Source organism: Streptomyces sp. NPDC002209 (assembly GCF_042890265.1).
Classification (GTDB): domain Bacteria; phylum Actinomycetota; class Actinomycetes; order Streptomycetales; family Streptomycetaceae; genus Streptomyces.
In genome coordinates this window covers 46,292-69,599 of record NZ_JBIARX010000013.1, presented here as the reverse complement: position 1 = coordinate 69,599, position 23,308 = coordinate 46,292, and the positions used below count along the sequence as shown (strand labels likewise).

The 23,308-nt window shown below is 72.6% G+C and carries 27 protein-coding genes; 14 read left to right on the top strand and 13 right to left on the bottom strand.

The genetic code is table 11. The annotated features are described in order from the left end of the window. The first annotated feature begins 17 nt into the window (after nt 1–17). Entirely contained in the window at nt 18–1,661 is a 1,644-nt protein-coding gene (locus ACFYXK_RS24405; protein WP_389412999.1) for a DNA repair helicase XPB, read from the top strand. On the opposite strand, the gene ACFYXK_RS24400 is transcribed toward ACFYXK_RS24405, so the two are convergent. Beyond that, nucleotides 1,627–2,478 carry a glycosyltransferase family 87 protein gene (locus tag ACFYXK_RS24400; RefSeq protein ID WP_389412998.1) on the bottom strand — a complete coding sequence of 284 codons (852 nt, stop codon included), beginning with the start codon at nt 2,476–2,478 and terminating at the stop codon, nt 1,627–1,629. The two genes, ACFYXK_RS24405 and ACFYXK_RS24400, sit on opposite strands and share 35 nt — an antisense overlap. Before the next feature lie 76 nt (nt 2,479–2,554). Continuing rightward, entirely contained in the window at nt 2,555–2,740 is a 186-nt protein-coding gene (locus ACFYXK_RS24395; RefSeq protein ID WP_054225709.1) for a hypothetical protein, read from the bottom strand. Between the two features lie 424 nt (nt 2,741–3,164). Between ACFYXK_RS24395 and ACFYXK_RS24390 the strand changes: the two genes are divergently transcribed. Further along, nucleotides 3,165–5,138: a HelD family protein gene (locus ACFYXK_RS24390; RefSeq protein WP_389413075.1), complete on the top strand. Its 1,974-nt coding sequence runs from the start codon at nt 3,165–3,167 to the stop codon at nt 5,136–5,138. Between the two features lie 90 nt (nt 5,139–5,228). Here ACFYXK_RS24390 and ACFYXK_RS24385 read toward each other — a convergent pair whose 3' ends face one another. Then, nucleotides 5,229–5,933 (bottom strand): copper homeostasis protein CutC, encoded by a 705-nt coding sequence (locus ACFYXK_RS24385; protein ID WP_389412997.1) that lies wholly within the window; start codon nt 5,931–5,933, stop codon nt 5,229–5,231. Nucleotides 5,934–6,050: 117 nt separating this feature from the next. Here ACFYXK_RS24385 and ACFYXK_RS24380 point away from each other — a divergent pair, with 117 nt between their 5' ends. Further along, nucleotides 6,051–6,740, top strand: coding sequence for a hypothetical protein (locus ACFYXK_RS24380; protein ID WP_389412996.1), 690 nt, complete (start codon nt 6,051–6,053; stop codon nt 6,738–6,740). Between the two features lie 65 nt (nt 6,741–6,805). After that, a complete protein-coding gene (locus tag ACFYXK_RS24375) occupies nt 6,806–8,062 on the top strand; it encodes a Cmx/CmrA family chloramphenicol efflux MFS transporter (protein WP_389413074.1) in 1,257 nt (418 codons plus the stop codon). 31 nt (nt 8,063–8,093) lie between these two features. Here the strand turns inward: ACFYXK_RS24375 and ACFYXK_RS24370 are convergent, their stop codons facing one another. Continuing rightward, the gene (locus tag ACFYXK_RS24370) at nt 8,094–8,360 is read right to left on the bottom strand and encodes a DUF4031 domain-containing protein (RefSeq protein ID WP_389412995.1); all 267 of its coding nucleotides are present in this window, start codon (nt 8,358–8,360) and stop codon (nt 8,094–8,096) included. A 7-nt stretch (nt 8,361–8,367) separates the two neighbouring features. Beyond that, complete coding sequence (locus ACFYXK_RS24365; RefSeq protein WP_383516989.1) at nt 8,368–8,745, bottom strand: hypothetical protein; 378 nt, start codon at nt 8,743–8,745, stop codon at nt 8,368–8,370. Between the two features lie 102 nt (nt 8,746–8,847). On the opposite strand from ACFYXK_RS24365, the gene ACFYXK_RS24360 reads away from it, so the two are divergent. The 5 genes from ACFYXK_RS24360 to ACFYXK_RS24340 all read left to right on the top strand — a co-directional run bounded on the left by ACFYXK_RS24360 (nt 8,848) and on the right by ACFYXK_RS24340 (nt 13,255). After that, entirely contained in the window at nt 8,848–9,774 is a 927-nt protein-coding gene (locus ACFYXK_RS24360) for a MurR/RpiR family transcriptional regulator (protein ID WP_389412994.1), read from the top strand. Beyond that, complete coding sequence (murQ, locus tag ACFYXK_RS24355; RefSeq protein ID WP_389412993.1) at nt 9,771–10,709, top strand: N-acetylmuramic acid 6-phosphate etherase; 939 nt, start codon at nt 9,771–9,773, stop codon at nt 10,707–10,709. The genes ACFYXK_RS24360 and murQ overlap by 4 nt, the downstream gene beginning before the upstream one ends. 83 nt (nt 10,710–10,792) lie before the next feature. Further along, nucleotides 10,793–12,286 (top strand): PTS transporter subunit EIIC, encoded by a 1,494-nt coding sequence (locus ACFYXK_RS24350; protein ID WP_389412992.1) that lies wholly within the window; start codon nt 10,793–10,795, stop codon nt 12,284–12,286. 22 nt (nt 12,287–12,308) lie between these two features. After that, the gene (locus ACFYXK_RS24345) at nt 12,309–12,683 is read left to right on the top strand and encodes a hypothetical protein (protein WP_389412991.1); all 375 of its coding nucleotides are present in this window, start codon (nt 12,309–12,311) and stop codon (nt 12,681–12,683) included. Nucleotides 12,684–12,712: 29 nt separating this feature from the next. Then, complete coding sequence (locus ACFYXK_RS24340; protein WP_389413073.1) at nt 12,713–13,255, top strand: GNAT family N-acetyltransferase; 543 nt, start codon at nt 12,713–12,715, stop codon at nt 13,253–13,255. 32 nt (nt 13,256–13,287) lie between these two features. On the opposite strand, the gene ACFYXK_RS24335 is transcribed toward ACFYXK_RS24340, so the two are convergent. Genes ACFYXK_RS24335 through ACFYXK_RS24320 form a run of 4 tightly spaced genes read right to left on the bottom strand, consistent with a single transcriptional unit; the run spans nt 13,288 to nt 14,717 of the window. Beyond that, nucleotides 13,288–13,707 carry a PIN domain nuclease gene (locus ACFYXK_RS24335; protein ID WP_389412990.1) on the bottom strand — a complete coding sequence of 140 codons (420 nt, stop codon included), beginning with the start codon at nt 13,705–13,707 and terminating at the stop codon, nt 13,288–13,290. Beyond that, entirely contained in the window at nt 13,698–13,904 is a 207-nt protein-coding gene (locus ACFYXK_RS24330; protein WP_266666042.1) for a type II toxin-antitoxin system VapB family antitoxin, read from the bottom strand. Before ACFYXK_RS24330 ends, ACFYXK_RS24335 begins: the two co-directional genes overlap by 10 nt. A gap of 43 nt (nt 13,905–13,947) precedes the next feature. Continuing rightward, complete coding sequence (locus ACFYXK_RS24325) at nt 13,948–14,502, bottom strand: hypothetical protein (RefSeq protein WP_389412989.1); 555 nt, start codon at nt 14,500–14,502, stop codon at nt 13,948–13,950. Then, a complete protein-coding gene (locus tag ACFYXK_RS24320) occupies nt 14,499–14,717 on the bottom strand; it encodes a hypothetical protein (protein ID WP_383517003.1) in 219 nt (72 codons plus the stop codon). Before ACFYXK_RS24320 ends, ACFYXK_RS24325 begins: the two co-directional genes overlap by 4 nt. 115 nt (nt 14,718–14,832) lie before the next feature. On the opposite strand from ACFYXK_RS24320, the gene ACFYXK_RS24315 reads away from it, so the two are divergent. The 3 genes from ACFYXK_RS24315 to ACFYXK_RS24305 all read left to right on the top strand — a co-directional run bounded on the left by ACFYXK_RS24315 (nt 14,833) and on the right by ACFYXK_RS24305 (nt 16,648). Continuing rightward, the gene (locus ACFYXK_RS24315; RefSeq protein WP_389412988.1) at nt 14,833–15,669 is read left to right on the top strand and encodes a Scr1 family TA system antitoxin-like transcriptional regulator; all 837 of its coding nucleotides are present in this window, start codon (nt 14,833–14,835) and stop codon (nt 15,667–15,669) included. Continuing rightward, the gene (locus tag ACFYXK_RS24310) at nt 15,653–15,907 is read left to right on the top strand and encodes a DUF397 domain-containing protein (RefSeq protein WP_389412987.1); all 255 of its coding nucleotides are present in this window, start codon (nt 15,653–15,655) and stop codon (nt 15,905–15,907) included. Before ACFYXK_RS24315 ends, ACFYXK_RS24310 begins: the two co-directional genes overlap by 17 nt. A gap of 162 nt (nt 15,908–16,069) precedes the next feature. Continuing rightward, nucleotides 16,070–16,648 carry a Uma2 family endonuclease gene (locus ACFYXK_RS24305; protein WP_389412986.1) on the top strand — a complete coding sequence of 193 codons (579 nt, stop codon included), beginning with the start codon at nt 16,070–16,072 and terminating at the stop codon, nt 16,646–16,648. Between the two features lies 1 nt (nt 16,649). On the opposite strand, the gene ACFYXK_RS24300 is transcribed toward ACFYXK_RS24305, so the two are convergent. Together ACFYXK_RS24300 and ACFYXK_RS24295 are read right to left on the bottom strand one after the other, a co-directional pair. Next, a complete protein-coding gene (locus ACFYXK_RS24300) occupies nt 16,650–18,047 on the bottom strand; it encodes a PQQ-binding-like beta-propeller repeat protein (RefSeq protein ID WP_389412985.1) in 1,398 nt (465 codons plus the stop codon). Nucleotides 18,048–18,115: 68 nt separating this feature from the next. Beyond that, nucleotides 18,116–19,297 carry a S8 family serine peptidase gene (locus tag ACFYXK_RS24295; protein WP_389412984.1) on the bottom strand — a complete coding sequence of 394 codons (1,182 nt, stop codon included), beginning with the start codon at nt 19,295–19,297 and terminating at the stop codon, nt 18,116–18,118. A gap of 379 nt (nt 19,298–19,676) precedes the next feature. On the opposite strand from ACFYXK_RS24295, the gene ACFYXK_RS24290 reads away from it, so the two are divergent. Then, nucleotides 19,677–20,009, top strand: coding sequence for a protease inhibitor I9 family protein (locus tag ACFYXK_RS24290; protein WP_389412983.1), 333 nt, complete (start codon nt 19,677–19,679; stop codon nt 20,007–20,009). A 20-nt stretch (nt 20,010–20,029) separates the two neighbouring features. Here ACFYXK_RS24290 and ACFYXK_RS24285 read toward each other — a convergent pair whose 3' ends face one another. Next, the gene (locus ACFYXK_RS24285) at nt 20,030–20,629 is read right to left on the bottom strand and encodes a phosphoribosylanthranilate isomerase (RefSeq protein WP_389412982.1); all 600 of its coding nucleotides are present in this window, start codon (nt 20,627–20,629) and stop codon (nt 20,030–20,032) included. Between the two features lie 138 nt (nt 20,630–20,767). Here ACFYXK_RS24285 and ACFYXK_RS24280 point away from each other — a divergent pair, with 138 nt between their 5' ends. Beyond that, a complete protein-coding gene (locus ACFYXK_RS24280; RefSeq protein ID WP_389413072.1) occupies nt 20,768–21,340 on the top strand; it encodes a Uma2 family endonuclease in 573 nt (190 codons plus the stop codon). Nucleotides 21,341–21,425: 85 nt separating this feature from the next. Here the strand turns inward: ACFYXK_RS24280 and groL are convergent, their stop codons facing one another. After that, nucleotides 21,426–23,048: a chaperonin GroEL gene (gene groL, locus ACFYXK_RS24275; protein ID WP_030298711.1), complete on the bottom strand. Its 1,623-nt coding sequence runs from the start codon at nt 23,046–23,048 to the stop codon at nt 21,426–21,428. Nucleotides 23,049–23,308: the final 260 nt, after the last annotated feature.

The window sequence follows — 23,308 nt, the reverse complement described above, 5'->3', positions numbered from 1 at the left end:
GCCGGAAAGGGACGTTTGTGAACGGGCCTCTCATCGTCCAGAGCGACAAAACACTCCTCCTCGAGGTCGACCACGAGCTCGCCGGCGCCGCGCGCCGCGCCATCGCCCCCTTCGCCGAGCTCGAGCGGGCCCCCGAGCACATCCACACGTACCGGATCACCCCGCTCGGCCTGTGGAACGCCCGGGCCGCGGGGCACGACGCCGAGCAGGTCGTCGACGCGCTCGTCGAGTTCTCCCGCTACCCCGTCCCGCACGCGCTGCTCGTCGACGTCGCCGAGACCATGGCGCGCTACGGCCGCCTCACCCTCTCCAAGCACCCCGTCCACGGGCTGGTCCTGACCAGCACCGACCGTCCCGTGCTCGAGGAGATCCTGCGGTCCAAGCGGATCACCCCGCTGGTCGGGGCCCGGCTCGACCCCGACACCGTCGCCGTGCACCCCTCCGAGCGCGGGCAGATCAAGCAGACCCTGCTGAAGCTGGGCTGGCCGGCCGAGGACCTCGCCGGGTACGTCGACGGCGAGGCGCACGCCATCGACCTCGTCGAGGACGGCTGGGCGCTGCGGCCGTACCAGCAGCAGGCCGTCGAGGGCTTCTGGCACGGCGGCTCGGGCGTGGTCGTGCTGCCCTGCGGCGCCGGCAAGACGCTGGTCGGCGCCGGGGCCATGGCGAAGGCCAAGGCGACCACGCTGATCCTGGTCACGAACACCGTCTCGGCCCGGCAGTGGAAGCACGAGCTGGTCAAGCGGACCTCGCTGACGGAGGAGGAGATCGGCGAGTACTCCGGCACCCGCAAGGAGATCCGGCCGGTCACCATCGCCACGTACCAGGTCCTGACGACGAAGCGGAAGGGCGTCTACCCGCACCTGGAGCTGTTCGACTCCCGGGACTGGGGACTGATCCTCTACGACGAGGTGCACCTGCTGCCGGCGCCGGTCTTCAAGTTCACCGCCGACCTCCAGGCGCGGCGGCGGCTCGGCCTGACCGCGACGCTGGTCCGCGAGGACGGCCGCGAGTCGGACGTGTTCTCCCTCATCGGCCCGAAGCGGTTCGACGCGCCGTGGAAGGAGATCGAGGCGCAGGGCTACATCGCCCCGGCGGACTGCGTCGAGGTCCGGGTGAACCTCACCGAGTCGGAACGGCTCGCGTACGCGACCGCCGAGACGGAGGAGAAGTACCGGTTCTGCGCGACGACGGCGACGAAGCGGAAGGTCACCGAGGCGCTGGTGCGCAAGCACCAGGGCGAGCAGACCCTGGTCATCGGGCAGTACATCGACCAGCTCGACGAGCTCGGCGAGCACCTGGACGCGCCCGTCATCAAGGGCGAGACGTCCAACGCGCAGCGCGAGAAGCTCTTCGACGCCTTCCGCGAGGGCGAGATCAGCGTGCTGGTGGTGTCGAAGGTCGCGAACTTCTCCATCGACCTGCCCGAGGCCACGGTCGCGATCCAGGTGTCCGGCACCTTCGGCTCCCGGCAGGAGGAGGCCCAGCGCCTGGGCCGCGTGCTGCGCCCGAAGGCGGACGGCCACGAGGCGCGGTTCTACTCGGTCGTCGCGCGCGACACGATCGACCAGGACTTCGCGGCGCACCGCCAGCGCTTCCTCGCCGAACAGGGCTACGCCTACCGGATCATGGACGCCGACGAACTCCTGGCGGCCGACTGACCGGCTCCTCGACGACGCGGACGTCCTGCTGCCCGAGGGGTGACCTTCGTACGGGGACCAGGACGAGGTCGGGCTTCGGGCCCGTGCGGCGGCGGGATGCCGCCGCACGGGCCAGGAGGGCGAGCAGCGGGACGGCCCAGACCCACAGGTGCGGCCAGTCCAGCAGCAGGGCCCGGCCGGAGGCGGGCAGGTGCCGGGCCCAGAACTCCGCGGAGGCCTGCGGGAGGACGAGCAGCCCGAGCAGGGCGGTACCGGCGAGGGCGCCCAGCGCCGTCAGCCCGGCCCGGATCCGGCCGGTCAGCAGCAGGTACGGGATGAACAGCGCCGGCGTCAGGGTGATCCCGGCGGCCGTGCCCAGCGCGAAGCCCTTGCCGAGCGCGGCGCGGGGCCGTCGCAGGTCCCACAGGACCAGGCAGGCGAGCGCCAGGTTGACCTGCCCCGCGGGCAGGCTCTGGAGCAGCGGCTCCACCCACAGCCCGGCGACCGTGGCGGCCAGGACGGGCCCGGGCCGGGCCCGCAGTCCCGCGAGGCGGCAGGACATCAGGATCAGCAGGGCGAGCAGCCCGGCGTTGCCGAGGACGAAGAGGGCCTTCAGGACGCCGGCGGGCAGCCAGGCGGCCGGCGTGAACAAGATCGCCGCGAACGGCGGGTACGCGGCGGGAGGGCGCCACTCGGCGGCGCAGAACCCGTCGACGAGGCCGTCGGCGATCGGGATGCGCAGCGCGATGCAGAGCACGCCGAGTACGAGGAACGGGCCCGTGACCAGCACGCCGGCCAAGGGCGACGGCGGGGGGCTGGGACGGGCGCTCCGGGTCACGCGCGTGACCCTAGTGGATCAGCGCCAGCGCTCCGCCGGTATCCGGCCAGCGCGCTGAGCGGCGGCCGCGCCCGGGTCAGCGGCGTATGACGCCCGCGTCCTCGCCGTACTCGCCCAGCACGACGACGCTCACGGCGGCCGCCACGAAGACCTTCGCGGCGCGCAGGGCGTTGCCCACGAGGTGGCGGGGAGGGGAGTCGGAGGTGGCGGTGGCGCCGCTAGGGCGGCCGCCCCGGATCGGGGTGAAGGTTGCGGTGCTCATGTATCCATGGTGCGTTCCCGCCCCGGATTTCACATCGCCCCCGGGGTGGAACCGCAGGCCCTGCCGCCTACTCCTGCAGGCCCATGCCACCCCCTAGTGGCTCTGCCCCAGGTCTGACACTCCCGGGTATGACACCCGTACGGACGTCCCACCCCGGAGGGACGTCCGCCCCGGTATTGCGTTCGCGCCCCGCCTGCACGGTGACTACAATCTCCGCTCTTGCCGCCTCCCGCCGCCGTTTCGGGGAGAGCCGCCCGCCGGACGGAAACCGGTGGGCATCGTTCCGTACCGATCAGCAGCTGGAGGCATTTCCGTGTCCGCGCACGCCCCCGAGACCGGCATCGACAACGACAGCGACAGCGCCGCCCACCCCCTCGCCCGCGAGCAGGCGCACCTGACCGCCTCCCGCGCCGCGCTGCGCGCCATGCGCGAGGACGTCGAGGCCCTCGACATCCGCGACGTCACCGCGAACTGGGTCAACGCGATCGTCCTCCAGGCCCAGATCGACGACCGGATCAAGGCGCTGGCCGACCTCGCCCACACCCCGCTCTTCTTCGGCCGGCTCAACTACCTGCACGCGCCCGGCGCCGAGCTCGCCGAGGGTGCGGACGGCGAGCAGTTCTACATCGGCCGCCGCCACGTCCACGACGCCGACGGCGACCCGATGGTCATCGACTGGCGCGCGCCCGTCTCCCAGCCGTTCTACCGGGCCTCCAAGAACGACCCGCAGGACATCGCGCTGCGCCGCCGCTTCGGCTACACGGGCGGCGAGCTCACCGCGTACGAGGACGAGCACCTCTCCGACCCCGCCGAGGCGGCCGCGGTCAGCAAGCTGCTCCAGCAGGAGATCGAGCGCCCGCGCGTCGGCCCCATGCGCGACATCGTCGCGACGATCCAGCCCGAGCAGGACGAGATCGTCCGCTCCGGCCTGTCCGGCTCCGTCTGCGTGCAGGGCGGCCCCGGCACCGGCAAGACGGCCGTCGGCCTGCACCGCGTCGCGTACCTGCTGTACGCCCACCGCGAGCGGCTCGCCCGTACCGGCACGCTCGTCATCGGGCCGAACCGTTCCTTCCTGCAGTACATCGAGCAGGTCCTCCCGGCCCTGGGCGAGCTCGAGGTCAAGCAGGCCACCGTCGAGGACCTGGTGGCGCGCGACGGCCTGGAGATCCGCGCCGCCGACGCCGCCGCGACCGCCGTGGTCAAGGGCGACGCCCGGATGGCGCAGGTGCTGCGCCGCGCGGTCCGCTCGCACGTCGCCGCGCCCGCCGAGCCGCTGATGGTGGTGCGCGGTTCGCGCCGCTGGCGGGTGCCGGCGTACGAGCTCGAGGAGATCGTGGCGCAGCTCCTCGACCGGGACATCCGCTACGGCGCCGCCCGCGACGCGCTGCCGCAGCGGATCGCGCACACCGTGCTCGTACGGATGGAGCAGGCGGGCGAGGCGCCCGACGACCGCGTCCAGGACTCGGTGGCCCGCAACTCCGCCGTGAAGGCGGCGGTCAACGCGGTGTGGCCGGCCGTGGAGCCGGCGAAGCTGGTGCTCCGCCTGCTGTCGGACGCGGAGTTCCTGGCGGAGCACGCGGAGGGCGTCCTGTCGGCCGAGGAGCAGGAGCTCCTGCTGTGGCCCAAGCCGTTCCGCAGCGTGAAGTCGGCGAAGTGGTCGGCGGCGGACCTGGTCCTGATCGACGAGGCTGCGGACCTGGTGGAGCGCACGCACTCGCTGGGCCATGTCGTCCTCGACGAGGCGCAGGACCTGTCGCCGATGCAGTACCGGGCGGTGGGCCGGCGCTGCACGACCGGCTCGGCGACGGTCCTGGGTGACCTCGCGCAGGGCACGACCCCGTGGGCGACGCGCAGCTGGGACGAGGCCCTGGCGCACCTGGGCAAGCCGGAGGCGGCGCTGGAGGAGCTGACGGCGGGCTTCCGCGTGCCGCGCGAGGTGATCGCGTACGCCTCGCGGCTGCTGCCGTCGATCTCCCCGGGGCTGGCCGCGGTCTCCTCGGTCCGTGAGACGCCGGGCTCGCTGGTCGTCGCGCCGACGCCGGACCTGACGGCGTCGGTCCTGGACGCCTGCCGCGCCTCGCTCGGCCACGAGGGCTCGATCGGCCTGATCGCGGCGGACGCGCGGATCCCGGAGCTGGCGCAGGCCCTGCGGGCGGCGGGGATGGCGTACCTGTCGCCGGGCGAGGAGACGTCGGCGCAGGCGCGGCTGACGCTGGTGCCGGCGTCGCTGGCGAAGGGCCTGGAGTACGACTACGTGGTCCTGGACGAGCCTGCTGCGATCGTCGCGGGCGAGCCGGACGAGCGGACGGGCCTGCGCCGCCTGTACGTCTGCCTCACCCGGGCGGTCTCGGGCCTGACGCTGCTGCACGCGGATCCGCTGCCGGCGGAGCTGGCGTAGCCCCACCGCTCCTCCCCCCGGCGGTGGCCGGGGGGAGGAGCGGTGCGGGGGCCGGCTCCCGGCGGGCGCGCGGCGCCCGCGGGCGGGCCGTCAGGCCAGGGCGGTGCGCCAGGCGGCGACGGCGGCGGCGGAGACGGGGCGGTCCCACCCGGAGGGCCTGGCCGCGCCGCCGATGTGGAACGCGTCGATCCCCGCGGCCCGCAACTGTGGCAGGTGCGACAGCGCCAGCCCGCCGCCGACCAGGATCTGCGCCGTGTACCCCGGCTCCCCGCGCCGCGCGGCCTCGGCCAGCAGCACCGGCAGGCCCGCCTCGACCCCCTCCGCCGCCCCCGCCGTCAGGTACGTGTCCGGCCCCGGCAGCCCCTGCGCGGCGGCGAGCGCCTTGCGCAGCTGGTCCCGGTCCGCCGCCCGGTCAATCGCCCGGTGGAAGGTCCACTTGCAGCCGTGCAGCTCCGCCAGGACCGCGTCGAGCGCCGCCAGGTCCGGGCTGCCGTCCGGGGTCAGGAACCCGAGGACGAACTCCTGCGCCCCCTCCGCCCGCAGCGCCCGCGCCTCGGCGACCAGCAGGTCCACGTCTTCGGCGGAGCCGGCCGCGAAGCCGTCCGTCGTGCGGAGCATCACGCGCAGCGGGATGTCGACCGCCGCCCTGATCGCCGCGAAGGTCTCGCGCGGCGGGGTGAGCCCGTCGGCGGCCATGTCGGTGACCAGTTCCAGTCGGTCCGCCCCACCGGCCTGGGCCGCGACCGCGTCCTCCACGTCGAGGGCGATCACCTCCAGGACTGCACGGTTGCTCATTGGGCCCCACTCCTCCGGAAAGCTGCTGGTATGGAAAATAGGTCTAGTCCAATATCCAGAGTACGGGCCCGTGCCCACCCTCCACCACCGCCATCACGCCACCCGCACAATGTCCGCATGGACCGCAAGGACACCGAGCCCCACGGCGAGCCCGCCGCCGCGCCCGACACCGGCCTGCTCCGCGCCCGTTGGCGCGCGACCGCCACCGCCGCCGGGGCCCCCGCCGACCGCGACCCCGACCCCTACGCCGACCGGCTCCTGGCCGCCTGGGCGGAGCCGCAGCGCCGGTACCACACCACCGCGCACCTGGCCGACGTGCTCGCGCGGATCGACGTACTCGCCGCGCACGCCGCCGACCCCGCCGCCGTCGAGCTCGCCGCCTGGTTCCACGACGCCGTCTACCGCCCCGACCGCTCCGAGAACGAGGAGCGCAGCGCCGCCCTCGCCGAGCGCGCCCTGCCCGAGCTCGGCGTCGGCGCCGCCCGCACCGCCGAGGTGGCCCGCCTGGTCCGGCTCACCGTCACCCACGACCCCGCCCCCGGCGACACCAACGGCGAGGTGCTCTGCGATGCGGACCTGGCCGTCCTGGCGGGCGGCCCGGACCCGTACGCCGCGTACGCCGCCGCCGTGCGCGCCGAGTACGGGTTCGTCCCCGAGGACGCCTTCCGCGCCGGCCGGGCCGCCGTACTGCGCCAGCTGCTCGCGCTGCCCCGCCTCTTCCGCACCCCGTACGGCGCCGCCCACTGGGAGGCCCCGGCCCGCCGCAACCTGGCCGCCGAGCTCGCCGGGCTCGGCGCCGGGGAATGAGATCCGCGGCGCGGAGGTTCGTACGGAACGTGCCCCCAGCCCCCGCCGCCCCCGCGCGCTCCCGCATGCCCGTCGCCGTCCACGTGCTCGGCCTGGCCGTCTTCTCGCTCGGGACGAGCGAGTTCATGCTGTCCGGGCTGCTGCCGCCCATCGCCGAGGACATGGGCGTCACCATCCCGCAGGCGGGCCTGCTGATATCGGCCTTCGCGATCGGCATGGTCGTCGGGGCGCCGCTGCTGGCGGTGGCGACGCTGCGGCTCCCGCGCCGCACCACCCTCATCGCCCTCATCAGCCTCTTCGGCCTCGGGCAGGTGGCGGGCGCGCTGGCCCCCTCGTACGAGCTCCTCTTCGCGTCCCGCATCGTCTCCGCGCTCGCCTGCGCCGGCTTCTGGGCGGTCGGCGCGGCCGTCGCCATCGCGATGGTGGACAAGGACCAGCGGGCCCGCGCCATGGCCGTCATGATCGGCGGTCTGTCCATCGCCAACGTCCTCGGCGTCCCCGCCGGCGCCTTCCTCGGGGAGCACCTGGGCTGGCGTTCCGCGTTCTGGTCGGTCGGCGCGGCCTCGGCGGTCGCCCTCGCCGGCATCCTGGCGCTGATCCCGGACATCCCGCTGCCCGCCGTACGGCCCACCCTGGCGCGTGAGCTGCGCATCTACCGCGACCGGCAGGTGTGGCTGTCCGTCGGCGTCACGGCCCTGGCCGCGGGCGGGGTCTTCTGCGCGTTCAGCTACCTGTCGCCGCTGCTGACGGAGGTCGCCGGGCTGGACGCGGGCCGGGTGCCGTGGGTGCTGGCACTGTTCGGGGTCGGCGCGCTCGTCGGCACGACGATCGGCGGGCGGATCGCGGATGCGCACCTGTTCGGGGTGATGCTGTGGGGCATCGCCGCGTCCACGGTCTTCCTCGTCGCACTGGCCCTGCTGGCGTCGGCGGCGGTGGCGGCGGTCGGGCTGTCGTTCCTGCTCGGCGTCTCGGCGTTCTTCACGGCGCCGGCCCTCAACGCCCGCATGTTCAACGTCGCGGGCGCGGCCCCGACCCTCGCCGGGGCCACCACGACGGCGGCGTTCAACCTGGGCAACACGGGCGGCCCCTGGCTCGGCGGCACGGTGATCGACGCCGACTACTGCTTCGCCGCGACCGCCTGGGCGGGCGCCGCGATGACCCTGACGGCGATCGCCCTGACCGCGATCGCCCTGCGCCTCCACCACCGCACCCCGCCCGCCGCGACCCGGGTGATCGCCTCGTCGGGAGCGGCCGCACCGACCGCACCGCCACCGACCGCACCGGCGGCACCGGCCGCACCCGCACGGCCCGCCGCCCGCTGACCCCGCCAGCCCCCGGTCCCGGCGGGCTCCGCTACGCCGGGCGGCCCTTCGGGCGGCGCAGACCCGCGGACGTCAGGCGGCGCACCAGCTCCTTGCTGCCCACCTCCACCGCGCCCGCCCGCACCGCATCCGCGTAGCGGTACGACGGCACGTCGTAGTGGTCGCGCTCGAACGCCTTCGGCGGGCAGCCGATCGACGCCGCGAAGGCGTGCAGCTCCTCGTACGAGACGTCGCTGACCAGGTGCGACCACATGCGGCCATGACCCGGCCACGTCGGCGGGTCGATGTAGAGCGTCACCGGCGGTTCACCGGCCGGCACCGAAGACGGGCGCGAGGCCGCCGACCGCGGCGACCTTCACTCCTGCCTTGGCGCACACCCAGTGCGGGTCGGGTCCCAACTCCGGCTCCACGTCCAGCGCGTGCGGATCGCCGTGCGAGCAGACCGGGCACAGCGGCCAGCGCCCGTACTTCTCCAGCAGCGCGTCCTGCACGTCCTGGGCGACGAGTCCGGCAAGGTAGTCGACCCCCTCCGGCCACTGCTCCACCCACCACCGGCGGTGCGTGACCGAGTCCTCGACGAGGGAGACGACATCGGCCTCGGCGACCTCGCCCGCGGCGAGATCGGCGAGAACAAGGGCGCGGGCGACGTGCAGCGCCTGTTCCATGGGGGTCGCGTGGTCCATGCGCCCATTGTGGACCCGTATGGCCCAGCTGACGAAGGTCCATTCGCCGCGGGGGACTCATGGCGCCTTGACGGCCCCCACGGCCGAAAATAGCTTTCAGGTGTGAGCGCAGATGCGAAGGAAACTTCCAGCCCCCCGGCCCCTGCGCCCGCCCCCGGCGCCCTGCAGGCCCGGATCCGGGCGCTCGGCCCCTCCATGACCCGCTCCGTGCAGGCCGTCGCCGAGGCCGTCGCCGCCGACCCCGCAGGCTGCTCCCGCCTCACCGTCGGCGCGCTCGCCGTGCGCACCGGCACCAGCGAGGCGACCGTCGTCCGCACCGCCCGCCTCCTCGGCTACGGCGGCTACCGCGACCTGCGCCTCGCGCTCGCCGCGCTCGCCGCGCAGCAGGAGTCCGGGGCGGCACCCGCCGTCACCGCCGGCATAGCCGTCGACGACCCGATCGCCGACGTCGTCGCCAAACTGGCCCACGAGGAGGCCCGGACCCTCGCCGACACCGCCGCCGGACTCGACCTCGCCGCGCTCTCCGCCGCCGTCACCGCGCTCGCGACCGCCCGCCGCATCGACGTCTACGGCGTCGGCGCCTCCGCCCTCGTCGGCCAGGACCTGGCCCAGAAGCTGCTGCGCATCGGCCTCGTCGCCCACGCCCACGGCGACCCCCACCTGGCCGTCACGGGCGCCGTACAGCTGCGCCCCGGAGACGCTGCCGTCGCGATCACCCACTCCGGCGCCACGGCCGACGTGATCGACCCCCTCCGCACCGCCTTCGGGCGCGGCGCCACCACCATCGCCCTCACCAGCCGCCCGAACGCCCCCGTCACCCGCTACGCCGACCTCGTACTGGCCACCTCCGCCGCCCGCGAGACCCGGCTGCGCCCGGCCGCCATGTCCAGCCGGACCAGCCAGCTCCTCGTCGTCGACTGCCTGTTCGTCGCCGTCGCGCAGCAGACGTACGAGACCGCCGCGCCCGCGCTCGCCGCCTCCTACGAGGCACTCGCCCCCCGCCGAACCGCCAGGAGCCCCCGCCCATGACCGCGTCGTACGCCGCACTGCGCGCCCAGCTCGACACGCTGACCACCGAGGCCTTCCGCCCCGAACTGGCCGAGATCGACCGGCTGTCCACCCTCGAGATCGCCCGCACCATGAACGCCGAGGACGCCGGCGTCCCGGCGGCCGTCGCCGCCCAGCTGCCGCACATCGCCGCCGCGATCGACGCGATCGCGCTGCGGATGGCCCGGGGCGGGCGGCTGGTCTACGCGGGCGCCGGCACCGCCGGCCGGATGGGCGTCCTGGACGCCAGCGAGTGCCCGCCCACCTTCAACACCGATCCGGCCCAGGTCGTCGGCCTGATCGCGGGCGGCCCCACCGCCATGGTCGAAGCCGTCGAAGGCGCCGAGGACTCCGCCGAACTGGCCGCCGCGGACCTGGCCGCCCTGGAGCTGACCGCCGACGACACCGTCATCGGCATCTCCGCCTCCGGCCGCACCCCGTACGCGATCGGCGCCGTCGCGTTCGCCCGTACGCGCGGCGCGCTCACCGTCGGCCTGTCCTGCAACGCCGGATCGGCGCTCGCCGCGGCCGCCGAGCACGGCATCGAGGTCGTCGTGGGGCCCGAGCTGCTGACCGGATCCACCCGCCTGAAGGCCGGTACCGCGCAGAAGCTCGTCCTGAACCTCGTCTCGACCATCACGATGATCCGGCTCGGGAAGACGTACGGGAACCTGATGGTCGACCTGCACGCCTCCAACGAGAAGCTGCGCGCCCGCTCCCGGCGGATCCTGGCGCTGGCCACCGGCGCACCGGACGGGGAGATCGAGGCCGCGCTCGACGCCACCGGCGGCGAGGTCAAGCAGGCCGTGCTCGTGCTCCTCGCGGGCGTGGACGGCCCGACCGCGGCCGGGCTGCTCACCGCCTCGCACGGCCACCTCCGGGAGGCCCTCGCCCGTACGACGGCCGCCACCGAGTGATGCCACCGCCCCGCTGACCTGCCCACCTGCTGACTTGCCGACCTGCTGACTGCCCCGTTCCCCCGACGCAAGGCGATCACCACATGTCCACTGACAAGAACCGCGCCACAGCCGCCGCGATCCTCCCCCTGGTCGGCGGCCCGGACAACATCAGCTCGATCGCGCACTGCATGACCCGCCTGCGCATCGCGCTGCACGACCGCTCGCTGGTCGACGACGCGGCCCTGCGGGCACTGCCCGCGGTGCTGGGCGTCGTCGAGGACGACACTTACCAGATCGTGCTGGGGCCGGGGACCGTCGCCCGCGTGACCCCGGAGTTCGAGGCGCTGGTCGAGCAGGGCCGCTCGGCCGGGCACCCGCCGCGTACGGCCGCCACAGCGGTCACCGCCGAGGAACTCGCCGACCGGGGCGCCGCGTTGAAGCAGGCGCAGAAGGCCAGGAACAGCACCCCGGTGAAACTGTTCCTGCGCCGGATCGCGAACGTCTTCGTCCCGCTGATCCCGGCGCTCATCGGCTGCGGCATCATCGCCGGCCTGAACGGCCTGCTGCTGAACACCGGCTGGCTGCCCGCCGCCGTCCCGGCGCTCGCCGCGATCGCCTCGGGGTTCATGTCGCTGATCGCGGTGTTCGTCGGCTACAACACGGCCAAGGAGTTCGGCGGCACCCCGGTCCTCGGCGGCGCCGTCGCCGCGATCATCGTCTTCCCGGGCGTCGCGAAGATCGATGTTTTCGGCCAACACCTCTCGCCCGGCCAGGGCGGCGTACTGGGGGCCCTGGCAGCCGCGTTCCTCGCGGTCCGGGTGGAGAAACTGTGCCGCAGGCGGGTCCCCGAATCGGTGGACGCTCTGGTCACCCCCACCCTCACCGTCCTGGTCTCCGGGCTGGTGACCATTTTCGGCCTGATGTTCCTCGCCGGCGAGGTCTCCACCGCCATCGGCTCCTTCGCGACCTGGCTGCTCGCCACCGGCGGCGCCTTCGCCGGGCTGGTCCTGGGCGGCCTGTTCCTGCCGCTCGTGATGCTGGGCCTGCACCAGGCCCTGATCCCGATCCACACCACCCTCATCGAGCAGACCGGCCACACCGCCCTCCTGCCGGTCCTCGCCATGGCGGGCGCGGGCCAGGTCGGCGCCGCCCTCGCGGTCTACTGCCGGCTGCCGCGCAACCGGTCGCTGCGGACGACCATCAGGTCCGCGCTCCCGGCGGGCTTCCTGGGCGTCGGCGAACCGCTGATCTACGGGGTCTCGCTCCCGCTGGGCCGCCCCTTCGTCACCGCCTGCGCGGGCGGCGCGGCGGGCGGGGCGTTCGTCGGCCTCTGCAACCAGCTGGGGTTCGCGTTCGGCGCGACGGCCATCGGTCCGTCGGGGTGGGCGCTGTTCCCGCTGCTGGACGGCCCGTCGGGGCTGGGCCCGAACCTCGCGATCTACGCTGGCGGCCTTCTGGCCGGCTACCTGGTGGGCTTCGCCGCCACGTACTTCTTCGGATTCACGCGGCAGATGCTGACCGAGCTCAACGCCGATCAGGAGCCAATTCCGGCCACCGCCCCACCGGTCAACGAGCCGGTTGTAGCGAAAATCTAGCCGCATTCGGGACACTGCCTGGATGGAGCTCCCCGCCGATGCCGTTGCCGCCGCCGCTGTCGTCGAGGTCGTGCGCCTCTCCGCGCGCCCCGAGCGGTACGGCGACCCCATGACCGGCGACGTCGTCTCCCGCTGGACGGGCAGAGAGGCCGCCGACTCGCTCGCGCTGTTCGCGTCGATGGCGCCGGGTGAGCCGCGCATCTGCTTCGCGCCGGGCTGGGGCCTGCGGGCGTACGACGCCCTGGACGAGCCCCTGTTCGAGCTGATCTTCTGTTTCAGCTGTCACCACGCCTGGCTGTGGGGGCAGGCCGTCCCGGCCGGCATGGGCTTCGACACCATCTCGGGCAGCACCGCCGACGCCGAGGCCCTGCTGGCCCACTTCCGGGACGCGGCGTGACCCTCGCCCCGGTGGTCCCACCGGGCCGGATGGCAACCCTCCCCCAGCCGGTCCTCGACCTCCCGGGCCGCCGCCACCTGCGCCCGTGGACCCCGTACGACGCCCCCGCGCTGGTCGAGTCCTGCCACGACCCGGAGATCCGCCACTGGAACCGCCCGCCGATGCTGTCACCGGCCGAGGCCGTGGCCCGCATCGAGCGCTGGCAGGAGCGCTGGCACGCCGAACAGGCCGCGATCTGGGCGGTGGCTCCCACCGCCGGCGGCCTGCCCGTCGGCCTGATCGGCCTGGCCGACCTCGACCTGGCGGGCGGGAGCGGCGAGATCCTGTACTGGCTGCTGCCGGCCGGCCGCGGCGCCGGCGTCATGGTGGCGGCCACCGACCGCGTCACCCGCTGGGCCTTCGACGACCTCGGCCTGCACCGCGTGCGCATCACCCACTCCGTGGCCAACCCGGCCTCCTGCGCCGTGGCGACGAAGGCCGGCTTCCCCCTGGAGGGCACCATGCGCGGCGCCCTCCTCCACGCGGACGGCTGGCACGACGAACACCTCCACGCCCGCCTCGCCACCGACTGACGGGATACGGCCCCAGACGCGCCTCACCGCCGTTAGGGCACCGAGCCCTGTTCCACGACCCACTCCACCGACTGTCCCGTGACCTTTGCGATCCCGTCGTAGTCCGCGTCGTAGTGGAGGACCACCGCCCCGTGGCGCTCCGCCGTGGCGGCGATCAGCAGGTCCGCCAGTGAGGCGCGCCGATGGTCACCGCTCTGCGCCAGCAGGCCCTGCACTTCGATGGCCCGCTCCCCCACCTCATCGGTGAGGGGCAGCCAGGCGAAGCCTCGCCGTACGGAGCGGCCACGCGCGTGGTCCTCGGCGTTGCGCGCGCTGTAGAGGATCTCCAGGTCGACAACCGCGCACGTCGCGAGCAGACCACGCTCCAAGAGCGGCATCAGCCTGTCCCGGACAGCCGGCACATGCATCCGGGCCCACGCGCTCTTGTCGACCAGGTACACCGTCACCGCCATGCCCCCCGCATCACTTCCGGGTCGCGCAGATCATCGAAGACGCCTTCATCCATCAACTCCACGAAGCGCCGACGCCGGGCTGCGGCCACGAATTCCGCCAGTGCTCCGTTGATCGTCGCCCGCTTCGTGGTCGTCCCCAGTATTTCCGCGGCCTCCGCAAGAAGTGCATCATCCAGGTCCACCATGGTGCGCGACATTGGGCCCTCCAGGCATACAGATCTGGTCAATACATATGCCATCCTACAGCCCGGGCCTCGTCAGCGGCGCTCGGACGGGTTTCACCTCGCACTCCACCCCTACCGCCGCACGCAGGAAGCGAACGAGATCCTCCATCGAGTAGCCGAGCTCCGGGGCCCGTTCGGCGGCCATGAGCAGCAGCTGGCCCACGATCTCCGCGCCCCAGCCGTCCGTGCCGTCCTCCGACCACTCCCAGAGCCTCTCGAACCCGAGGTCGGTCATGAGCAGCCCGTGTCCGGTCCGGACCTCCCCGCACAGCTCGGCCACCGCGTCCAGCAGCCGCGCGCCCGGCCGCTCGCAGCGCAGCCCGAAGTACCCGCCGATCTCCTCGACCGCGCAGCCCTGCGGGGGCCGCGCCTTGAGCCCGTCGTAGCGGGCGTCCTCGAACCGCGCGCACTCCCCCACCGGCCAGTGGATCAGCGTGAACCGCTGCACACCCGGCGCAGGCGGCTGCGCCCGCCCCCCGCGCTTCCATCCGCCGCCGAGGAGGGTCTGCTCCAATCTCCGCAGCTTCCATCCGAGTTCGAAGCCCCAGTCGGCGGCCCCGGGCTCGATCACGGGTGCGCCCGCTCGTGGAGCACGGCGGCCAGCCGGAGCGCGGTGTCCAGGTTGCAGCGGCCCAGATCGACCAGCGGCAGCCCGTACGTACCGGCGGCCGAGACCCCGTCCACCCCGAGGGACGGGAACACGACCCCGACCCCGGTCAGCGACTCCTTGAGCTGCTGCACGGCCTCCTCGGCCGCCTGCATCCGCTCCTTCGGAGTGAGCACCATGACACGTCACCTTTCCACTCTGAGTGTTCAGCTTCGACACACAGCGTGGCGACGGGCTCGGTAGCCTTTCAATACGGACACCGCAACAACGGCACGTGTTGCCAGGAGAGTTGCCATGGCAGGTAAGAACCTCGACCCGTCCTCCTCACCCCGCGCCCTGCTCGGCGCCGAACTGCGCGTGGCCCGCGAACGCGCGGGCCTCAGCCAGACCGAACTCGGCGAACCCCTCTTCGTCAGCGGCTCGTTCATCGGCCAGCTCGAAGCCGGCACGCGGCGGATGCACATCGAATTCGCCCGGCAGATGGACGAGATCCTGGGCACAGACGGCTTCTTCACCCGCAACTGCGGCGCGGCGGCCAAGTCCAAGTACCCGGACCACTTCGCGGCGGCGGCCGAGGCCGAGGCTCTGGCAAAGGCCATCCGCGAGTACGCGCCGCTCATCGTCCCGGGGCTCTTGCAGACCGAGGCGTACGCGCGAGCGGTCTTCCGCGCGTACCAACCGACGGCCACGGCCGAGACCATCGACGAGCTGGTGGCCAACCGGTTGGCCCGAGCCGCGCTCCTGATTGATCCAACAACACCACTGTTGTGGTGTGTTCTTGACGAGGCGGTGCTGCGCCGTGAGGTGGGCGGCCCTGCTGTGATGGCCGAGGCCTTGCGTCACATCGCCACACTCATCCGCTCTCACCGGATCATCGCCCAGGTCGTCCCATTCAGGACTGGTGCTCATGCGTCCCTGGGTGGTCCTCTCAGGCTGATGGCCTTTGACGACGCTCCCCCGCTCGCCTACGTCGAAGGCCTTGAAACAGGGCTCCTGCTGGATGATCCGGCGACAGTCTCCCAACGCACCCTGACCTACGATCTCCTCACGGCCAGCGCGCTACCACCCCGGGAATCACTGGCTCTAATCGAGTCTGTGGCGGAGGATTACGAGAATGACGAGCACGCCTGAGTACGACCTGTCGGCGGCCACTTGGCACAAGTCCAGTTACAGCGCTGGCGACGGCGGTAACTGCCTGGAGATGGCCACCTGGCGGAGGTCCACCCACAGCGACGGCAGCGGCGGCAGCTGCCTCGAAGTCGCCGACGGCCACCCCGGCCTCGTCCCCGTCCGGGACTCCAAGCGGCCCGACGGTGCCCACCTCGTCTTCGGCGCGGACGCCTGGAGCTCCTTCCTCTCCACCCTCTGAGCGACCTCACCCATCCGGGCTAACTACGCGTCGTCGCGGGGATGCGCTCCGTCATATGCCTCTAGCGTATGCGCCATCCGCACCCGAACGGAGCCGCATATGACGATTCAGTCGATCCGGAGGTGGGCTCACGGGGCACCATGGTGTCGAGGAGGCGACGCCATGACCCCCAGCTTTGCCGAGCACCCACAGATGACGGTCGAGGAGTTCGAACAGATCGCCCTGGCGGCCCCGGAAACGGTGACCCTCGAGTTCATCCAGGGAAAGCTAGAGGTCAAGCCCGTGCCTGACGGCGACCACGACGAGATCATCATGTGGGTGGTGCAACAGTGCATGCAGCAGCGCCCCGGGCTGGGGCTCTACCGGGAGCGGGGGTTGGAGGTCGAGCGGTACCGGGCGGGCCGTGCACGGGTGGATGGCGCTCTTGCACCCATCGGAACATTCGCCGGTGCGGGCGAGTGGGCCGATCCCGCAGGGGTCCTGATGGTGCTGGAGGTGACCTCGCACGACTCGAACACGGACCGGCGTGACCGCCGTGAGAAGCGCGACGGGTATGCGGCAGCCGGCATCCCGGTCTACCTGCTCATCGACAGGCAGAGCTGCACGGTGACCGTCCACAGCGACCCCAGCGGTGGCTCGTACCGTGAGAACCCTTCCTTCCCATACGGCGAGACGGTCAAGATCCCGGACCCGGTCGACATCACCCTCGACACCGAGGCCCTGAAGGACTACGCGAGCTGATTCACCAGCCGATCGTCGGAGCCACGTCGAAGATCGGCGGGAGGCGGCCGTCGTCGTCGAGGTTGACGAACGTCCGGCCGTAGAGGGCGAACGACTCGCCCAGCCGGAGGCCCCGCAGGACCGTCGGCTCGCCGCGCGGCTTGCCGGTGCGCGGGTCGAGGTGCCAGAGGTGGGTGTACGCGCCCTCCGTGACCAGGGCGATCCGGCCGAACCGGTCGGCGGTCAGGGCGCGGATCCGCCAGTCGTCCTCGAAGGCGCGGGTCCACAGGTGGCGGCCGTCCGTCAGCGAGAACGCGGCCAGGACCTCACGCTTCTCCCGTTCCGGGACCGACGCGTAGAGCACCTCGCCCGCGACCAGCCACTCCGTCTCGCCCGTCGTCGGGACGTACGGCGCAGGCGACTCGCCGCGCGGGCGGCCCGCATCGTCGAACACCAGCAGGCGCCCGTCGCCGACGGCGGCGGCCGGGGAGGCCGACACGATGCGCGGGGATTCGTACCCGACCGGCATCGGGAACCGCCAGGCGACGGCGCCGGTGCGGGCGCCGAGCGCGAACAGCTCGACTCCCTGGTCGGTCCGGGCCAGGAGCAGGACCCGGTCGGGGCCGGCGGCGACCTCCAGGGCGACGGCGCCCGCGGGCAGCGGGGAGCGCCACAGCTCGGCACCGGTGACCAGGTCGTGGGCGAGTACGGCGTCCGCGGTCGCGGTCGCGGCCAGGGAGCCGCCCGCGGACGGCTTGCCCACGAGTTTCGGGACGTCCTTGGTCCAGAGCTGCTTGCCGGACGTGACGTCCACCGCCACCAGGCGGTTGCCGCAGGTGCTCTCCGCGGTGGTCACGGTGAGCAGGCCGATGCCGGAGGGGGTGTCACCGCTCATCGCGCACACCGCGCCGCCGGCCGGGGCGGGCAGGCTCCAGCCGTGGCGGCCCTCCCCGTTGTAGCCGGTCACCACGTCCGCGCGGGCCCGGACCACGAACCCCGTGTCCGGGTGCCCCGCCCAGGAGCCGAGCGGCTTGTCCGCGCCCGGGCCGTCCGGGACCTGGTACGAGAAGAGGTCCATGTGCGGGCCGCGCAGCCACGAGTAGCCGAGCCAGCCGGGCCACAGGGCGACGAGCCCGACGGTGACGGCCAGGACCCATCCGACGGCGGAGCGGTACCCGCGCCCCTTCACGACCGACCACCACAGGCCGCCCGCGGCCGACACGGCGACCAGCGCCCACAGCACCAGCGGGCCCAGCCCGCGCGGGCAGCCGCCGTCGCTGCACACGACGTCGGACATGTCCACGACGGTCAACCTCAGGCACAGGACGCCGTACAGCGCCGCGACGGCGCTGAACGCGCAGGCCGCGGCGAGCCGCACGTGGTCCCCGAGCCGCTTCACGAGCGGCGATGGCGTGTTCATGATCCCCCCTGGCCCGCAGCCTATCCGCGATCGGGCTGCGGGCCGGGTTCGTCAGGACCCTCCGGCGGTCAGAGACCGGCGGTGAACAGGAGCTTGTTCGGGGAGGCCGGGCTGAGGCTCTTCAGGACGTCCTTGGTGGTCTCCTGTTCCAGGTATTCGGCGATCTCTTCCGGGGCGGCGGTCGGGTGCGCCTGCTTGTAGAGGGCGGCCACACCGGCGACGTGCGGCGCTGCCATCGACGTGCCGTCGAGGGCCACGCTGCCGCCGCCCAGCTTCGCGGAGACGATGGCCTGCCCGGGCGCGTAGAGGGTGACGCACTGCCCCCAGTTGGAGAAGGAGGTCTCCTCGTCCCACTGGTTGGTCGCCGCCACCGTCACCACGAGCCCGGCGGACGCGGGCGAGACGCCGCAGGCGTCCTTCGCGGAGTTGCCCGCAGCGACGACCGGCAGCACACCGGCGTTGGTGACCGCGTCCGCGGCCTCGTTGACGGCGGTCGACTTGTCCCCGCCCAGGGAGGCGTTCAGGACCGCCGGCTGCTTCGCGTTCTTGGCCACCCAGTCCATGCCTGCGATGATCCCCGACCAGGTGCCCTTGCCGTCGCAGCCGAGGACGCGGACGCTGACCAGGTTCGCCTTGCGCGCCACCCCGTACGTCTTGCCGGCGACCGTGCCCGCGACGTGCGTGCCGTGGCCCTGGCAGTCCGCGCCGAGCCGCCCGTCGCCGATGGCGTCGTAGCCGAAGGTGGCGCGCCCGCCGAACTCGTCGTGCGCGTAGTCGATGCCCGTGTCGAGGATGTACGCGGTCACCCCGGCGCCGTTGCCCTCGGTCGAGAAGCTGTTGTCGAGCGGCAGCTCCTTCTGGTCGATCCGGTCCAGGCCCCACGACGCGGACGGCGCCCGCATACCCGGCGTCCTGGTCGGCGTCGGGATGGACTGGACAGCGGCGTCCTCCTCGACCGACTTCACCCCGAGGCTCACCCGCACGATCTGCAACTGGAGCGGGGTCAGCGGAACCGCGAAACCGGTCATCGCCTTCGTGTAGACGAACGTCGGCTTCAGACCCAGCTTCTGCGCGACCTTCGCCGCGTCCTGCCCCTTCTCCAGGGTCACGATGTACTGGCCGGGCACCGCGTTCTCGGCGGTGTGCAGCGGCACCGGGGTCGGTTCCGGGGTGTCGGCGGCAGCCGTGCCGGCCGCGACCGCGGGCACGGTGAGGAGGGCGGCGGCGGCCAGGCGTGCGAGCAGGCGCATGGAAGGAACTCCCTGAAGGGGCGGGACGGAAGTCGGCATGAATGAGCCGCCCCGACCAGGACGAATGCCTCTGCGGGGGCGGCCTTCCCTTCCATCGGTGCCACCCGGGCGCGTCCTGAACCGCCGTGCACCGCCTGGCCGATCGTCCGGTGCCCGCACCCGCACGCCCTGTCGCGCACGCTGCAGAAAGGGTTGTCCCCTTACGCCGTCAAGCCCGTGCCGTGCGAGGTCCCGGCCCGTACGGCCCGCACGCCTCCCGCAAGATCACCCGTATGGCCCGCCCCCACACCAGGGAGCGCACGGCCGGTGCGCCCCCGGTGCCCCCGCCACCCCCGTGGACCTCGTTGACCTGCACCGTTGTACGTGATGGCCTCGCCCCATGCGTACCCGTCTGAGCCGGGCCCTGCCCGCAGCCGTCGCCGTACTGGCCGTCTTCTCCGCCCTGCCCGTGTCGGCGGCCACGGCCGCCGTGCGCGAACCGGTGCCGTACGCGGCCCCCGTCGACCACCCCTCGTACATCGTCACCGTACGCAGGGACCTCGACCCGGCCGACGTGGCGCGGCTGGTCGGCGTCACCCCGGTCCACGTCTACCGCACCGCCCTGCACGGCTTCGCCGCCCGGCTCAACCCCGGCCAGGTCGCGGCCCTCGCCGCACTGCCGGGCGTCGAGACCATCGAGGAGGACGGCACCGCCTCGGCCGGGGTCTCCTAGGCCCTGCCGTCAGCGGCCGGTCAGCCGCGGGCGGCCTCGATGAAGGCGCGGATCAGGTCGGGGGACTTCACGCCGCGCTCCCGCTCCACCCCGCTGGACACGTCCACGCCCCAGGCGCCGGTGGTTCCCACGGCCTCCCGGACGTTCTGCGGGGTCAGCCCGCCGGCCAGCAGCCAATGGCCCTCCGGGGCGGTGAACCCCTCGGAGCCCCAGTTCCACGGCTTGCCGGAGCCGGGGTCGGGCGCGTCGAGCAGCAGCAGGTCCTCCCCGTACTCCCCGCAGCGCTTCACGTGCTCGGCGGTGGCCCGCAGCAGCGTCCGCCCCTCGGCGCGCAGCGCCTCGTAGTACTCCGGGCCCTCGTCGCCGTGCAGCTGGACTCCCCGTACGCCGCTCTCCTCGGTCAGCCGCCGGACCTCCTCGACCGGCTGCCCCCGGAACACCCCGACGGTCAGCACCGAGTCCGGCACCCGCGCCGCGAGCTCGCGCGCCGCGGCGGCGGCGATCGTGCGGGGACTCCCGACGGCGAAGACGAACCCGACGGCATCGGCCCCGGCGGCCACGGCCACGTCGACGTCGTGCGCGGTCTTCAGCCCGCAGATCTTGACGAAGAGATCGCTCATGCCCCCAGTGAACCAAAAGCCGCACGTTCGGTGGTGATCCGTCTCGGCACCCGGGCGCGACCACCCACCCGCCGCTAGCCTGGAACGGGGCTCACGCCCAGTGCACGGCACGCCACGCGGAGGACAACGGTGACGATCATGATCGAACGGGCCACACCGATAGAGCAGGCGGCACCGCCGACGTTCGAGACGCTCCTGCGCACGGTCGAGGAGATGGACACGCCAGACGGCTTCAAAGCCGAGCTCATCCGGGGGAAGATCATCGTGTCACCGTGGTCCAGGCGGCGTTACTACCTCCCCATGCGGGCGCTGCGCGAGCAGCTCGAGGCCCACGCCCCGGACGGTCACGTCGCGGACATTGCGCCGTTCCTCTTCCAGTTCCCTGAAGCCGGTCGCGCCTACGGCCCCGATCTCTATGTGGTCGACGTCTCTGCCTTCAAGGGAGAGGGGAGACACCTGGACGGATCGGAACTCTCGCTGGTGGCCGAGTTCACCTCGGTGTCCACGAAAGACGTGGACTGGCACGAAAAGCTGGACGTCTACGGACAGCTCGTCCCCGTCTACCTCGTCGTCGACATGCAAGCGTCCGAGATCACCTGTTTCTCGGACCCCTCCCCACACGGGTACCAGTTCCGCAAGACGGTGCCCTTCGGTACGCCCCTGCCCGTCCCGGACCCCTTCGGCTTCGAGGTCGACAGCTCGGGCTTCTAAGACGCGTTGAAACGCCCGAGGGCGGCACCCCCCGTGTGGGGAGTGCCGCCCTCGGTCGAAGAACAGCCGATCAGCCAGGGGCCGATCAGAAGTCCATGTCACCGCCCGGCATGCCGCCGCCGGCCGGGGCGCCGGCCTTCTCGGGCTTGTCGGCGATGACGGCCTCGGTCGTCAGGAACAGCGCGGCGATGGACGCGGCGTTCTGCAGGGCAGAGCGCGTGACCTTCGCCGGGTCGATGATGCCCTCGGCGATCATGTCCACGTACTCGCCGGTCGCGGCGTTCAGGCCCCAGCCGACGGTCAGGTTGCGGACCTTCTCCACGACGACGCCACCCTCGAGACCACCGTTGACGGCGATCTGCTTGAGCGGGGCCTCCAGGGCGAGCTTCACGGCGTTGGCGCCGGTCGCCTCGTCACCCGACAGGTCGAGCTTCTCGAAGACCGCGGAGGCCTGGAGCAGGGCCACGCCACCACCGGCGACGATGCCCTCCTCGACGGCAGCCTTCGCGTTGCGGACGGCGTCCTCGATGCGGTGCTTGCGCTCCTTGAGCTCCACCTCGGTCGCGGCGCCGGCCTTGATGACGGCCACGCCGCCGGCCAGCTTCGCGAGGCGCTCCTGGAGCTTCTCGCGGTCGTAGTCCGAGTCGGAGTTCTCGATCTCGGCACGGATCTGGTTGACGCGACCCTGGACCTGGTCGCTGTCACCGGCACCGTCGACGATCGTGGTCTCGTCCTTGGAGATGACGACCTTGCGGGCGCGGCCGAGCAGGTCGAGGCCCGCGTTCTCGAGCTTGAGGCCGACCTCCTCGGAGATGACCGTGCCGCCCGTGAGGATGGCGATGTCGCCGAGCATGGCCTTGCGGCGGTCGCCGAAGCCCGGGGCCTTGACGGCGACGGACTTGAAGGTGCCGCGGATCTTGTTGACGACCAGGGTCGACAGGGCCTCGCCCTCGACGTCCTCGGCGATGATCAGCAGCGGCTTGCCGGACTGCATGACCTTCTCGAGCAGCGGAAGGAGGTCCTTCACGTTGCCGATCTTGGAGTTGACGATGAGGATGTACGGGTCGTCCAGGGACGCCTCCATACGCTCCATGTCGGTGGCGAAGTACGCCGAGATGTAGCCCTTGTCGAAGCGCATGCCCTCGGTGAGCTCGAGCTCCAGACCGAAGGTCTGGGACTCCTCGACGGTGATGACGCCTTCCTTGCCGACCTTGTCCATGGCCTCGGCGATGAGCTCGCCGATCTGGGTGTCGGCGGCGGAGATGGAGGCCGTGGAAGCGATCTGCTCCTTGGTCTCGACATCCTTCGCCTGCTCGAGCAGGGCGCCGGAGACGGCCTCGACGGCCTTCTCGATGCCGCGCTTGAGGGCCATCGGGTTGGCACCGGCGGCCACGTTGCGCAGGCCCTCGCGGACGAGCGCCTGGGCGAGAACGGTGGCGGTGGTCGTACCGTCGCCGGCGACGTCGTCCGTCTTCTTGGCGACTTCCTTGACCAGCTCGGCGCCGATCTTCTCGTACGGGTCCTCGAGCTCGATCTCCTTGGCGATGGAGACACCATCGTTGGTGATCGTGGGGGCGCCCCACTTCTTCTCAAGGACGACGTTGCGACCCTTGGGGCCAAGGGTGACCTTGACGGCGTCGGCGAGCTGGTTCATCCCGCGCTCGAGACCGCGCCGGGCCTCCTCGTCGAACGCAATGATCTTGGCCATCTGAAGTGGTCCTCCAGGACTGGGGTTCCCCCTGCGCCGCCGGCGCGAGGGGAGGGTTGGATTGCTCCGGACCGCGCCCGCGCCCGCGACGGACGGCCTGCGTGCCCGGCGGTTCCTTCCCGCCGGACCCTGCGGGCCTCACCGACCCGGTCCTGTGTAGTAGCACTCTCAGCAGGAGAGTGCTAACGCCAATGATTAGCACTCGACCCCCGAGAGTGCAAGCGGCTTCGGGAACGCCGGGCCGGCTCCCGCACCGGCGC

Bases quoted from the DNA above. Each gene is read 5' to 3' on its own strand.
- ACFYXK_RS24280 (WP_389413072.1), top strand. From the start codon at position 20,768: ATGATCGAACGGGCCACACCGATAGAGCAGGCGGCACCGCCGACGTTC.
- ACFYXK_RS24300 (WP_389412985.1), bottom strand. From the start codon at position 18,047: ATGAACACGCCATCGCCGCTCGTGAAGCGGCTCGGGGACCACGTGCGG.
- ACFYXK_RS24375 (WP_389413074.1), top strand. From the start codon at position 6,806: ATGCCCGTCGCCGTCCACGTGCTCGGCCTGGCCGTCTTCTCGCTCGGG.
- ACFYXK_RS24385 (WP_389412997.1), bottom strand. From the start codon at position 5,933: ATGAGCAACCGTGCAGTCCTGGAGGTGATCGCCCTCGACGTGGAGGAC.
- ACFYXK_RS24395 (WP_054225709.1), bottom strand. From the start codon at position 2,740: ATGAGCACCGCAACCTTCACCCCGATCCGGGGCGGCCGCCCTAGCGGC.
- ACFYXK_RS24390 (WP_389413075.1), top strand. From the start codon at position 3,165: ATGCGCGAGGACGTCGAGGCCCTCGACATCCGCGACGTCACCGCGAAC.
- ACFYXK_RS24310 (WP_389412987.1), top strand. From the start codon at position 15,653: ATGACGAGCACGCCTGAGTACGACCTGTCGGCGGCCACTTGGCACAAG.
- ACFYXK_RS24315 (WP_389412988.1), top strand. From the start codon at position 14,833: ATGGCAGGTAAGAACCTCGACCCGTCCTCCTCACCCCGCGCCCTGCTC.
- ACFYXK_RS24290 (WP_389412983.1), top strand. From the start codon at position 19,677: ATGCGTACCCGTCTGAGCCGGGCCCTGCCCGCAGCCGTCGCCGTACTG.
- murQ (WP_389412993.1), top strand. From the start codon at position 9,771: ATGACCGCGTCGTACGCCGCACTGCGCGCCCAGCTCGACACGCTGACC.
- ACFYXK_RS24320 (WP_383517003.1), bottom strand. From the start codon at position 14,717: ATGGTGCTCACTCCGAAGGAGCGGATGCAGGCGGCCGAGGAGGCCGTG.
- groL (WP_030298711.1), bottom strand. From the start codon at position 23,048: ATGGCCAAGATCATTGCGTTCGACGAGGAGGCCCGGCGCGGTCTCGAG.
- ACFYXK_RS24305 (WP_389412986.1), top strand. From the start codon at position 16,070: ATGACCCCCAGCTTTGCCGAGCACCCACAGATGACGGTCGAGGAGTTC.
- ACFYXK_RS24285 (WP_389412982.1), bottom strand. From the start codon at position 20,629: ATGAGCGATCTCTTCGTCAAGATCTGCGGGCTGAAGACCGCGCACGAC.
- ACFYXK_RS24340 (WP_389413073.1), top strand. From the start codon at position 12,713: ATGGCAACCCTCCCCCAGCCGGTCCTCGACCTCCCGGGCCGCCGCCAC.
- ACFYXK_RS24335 (WP_389412990.1), bottom strand. From the start codon at position 13,707: ATGGCGGTGACGGTGTACCTGGTCGACAAGAGCGCGTGGGCCCGGATG.
- ACFYXK_RS24380 (WP_389412996.1), top strand. From the start codon at position 6,051: ATGGACCGCAAGGACACCGAGCCCCACGGCGAGCCCGCCGCCGCGCCC.
- ACFYXK_RS24345 (WP_389412991.1), top strand. From the start codon at position 12,309: ATGGAGCTCCCCGCCGATGCCGTTGCCGCCGCCGCTGTCGTCGAGGTC.
- ACFYXK_RS24330 (WP_266666042.1), bottom strand. From the start codon at position 13,904: ATGTCGCGCACCATGGTGGACCTGGATGATGCACTTCTTGCGGAGGCC.
- ACFYXK_RS24350 (WP_389412992.1), top strand. From the start codon at position 10,793: ATGTCCACTGACAAGAACCGCGCCACAGCCGCCGCGATCCTCCCCCTG.
- ACFYXK_RS24365 (WP_383516989.1), bottom strand. From the start codon at position 8,745: ATGGACCACGCGACCCCCATGGAACAGGCGCTGCACGTCGCCCGCGCC.
- ACFYXK_RS24295 (WP_389412984.1), bottom strand. From the start codon at position 19,297: ATGCGCCTGCTCGCACGCCTGGCCGCCGCCGCCCTCCTCACCGTGCCC.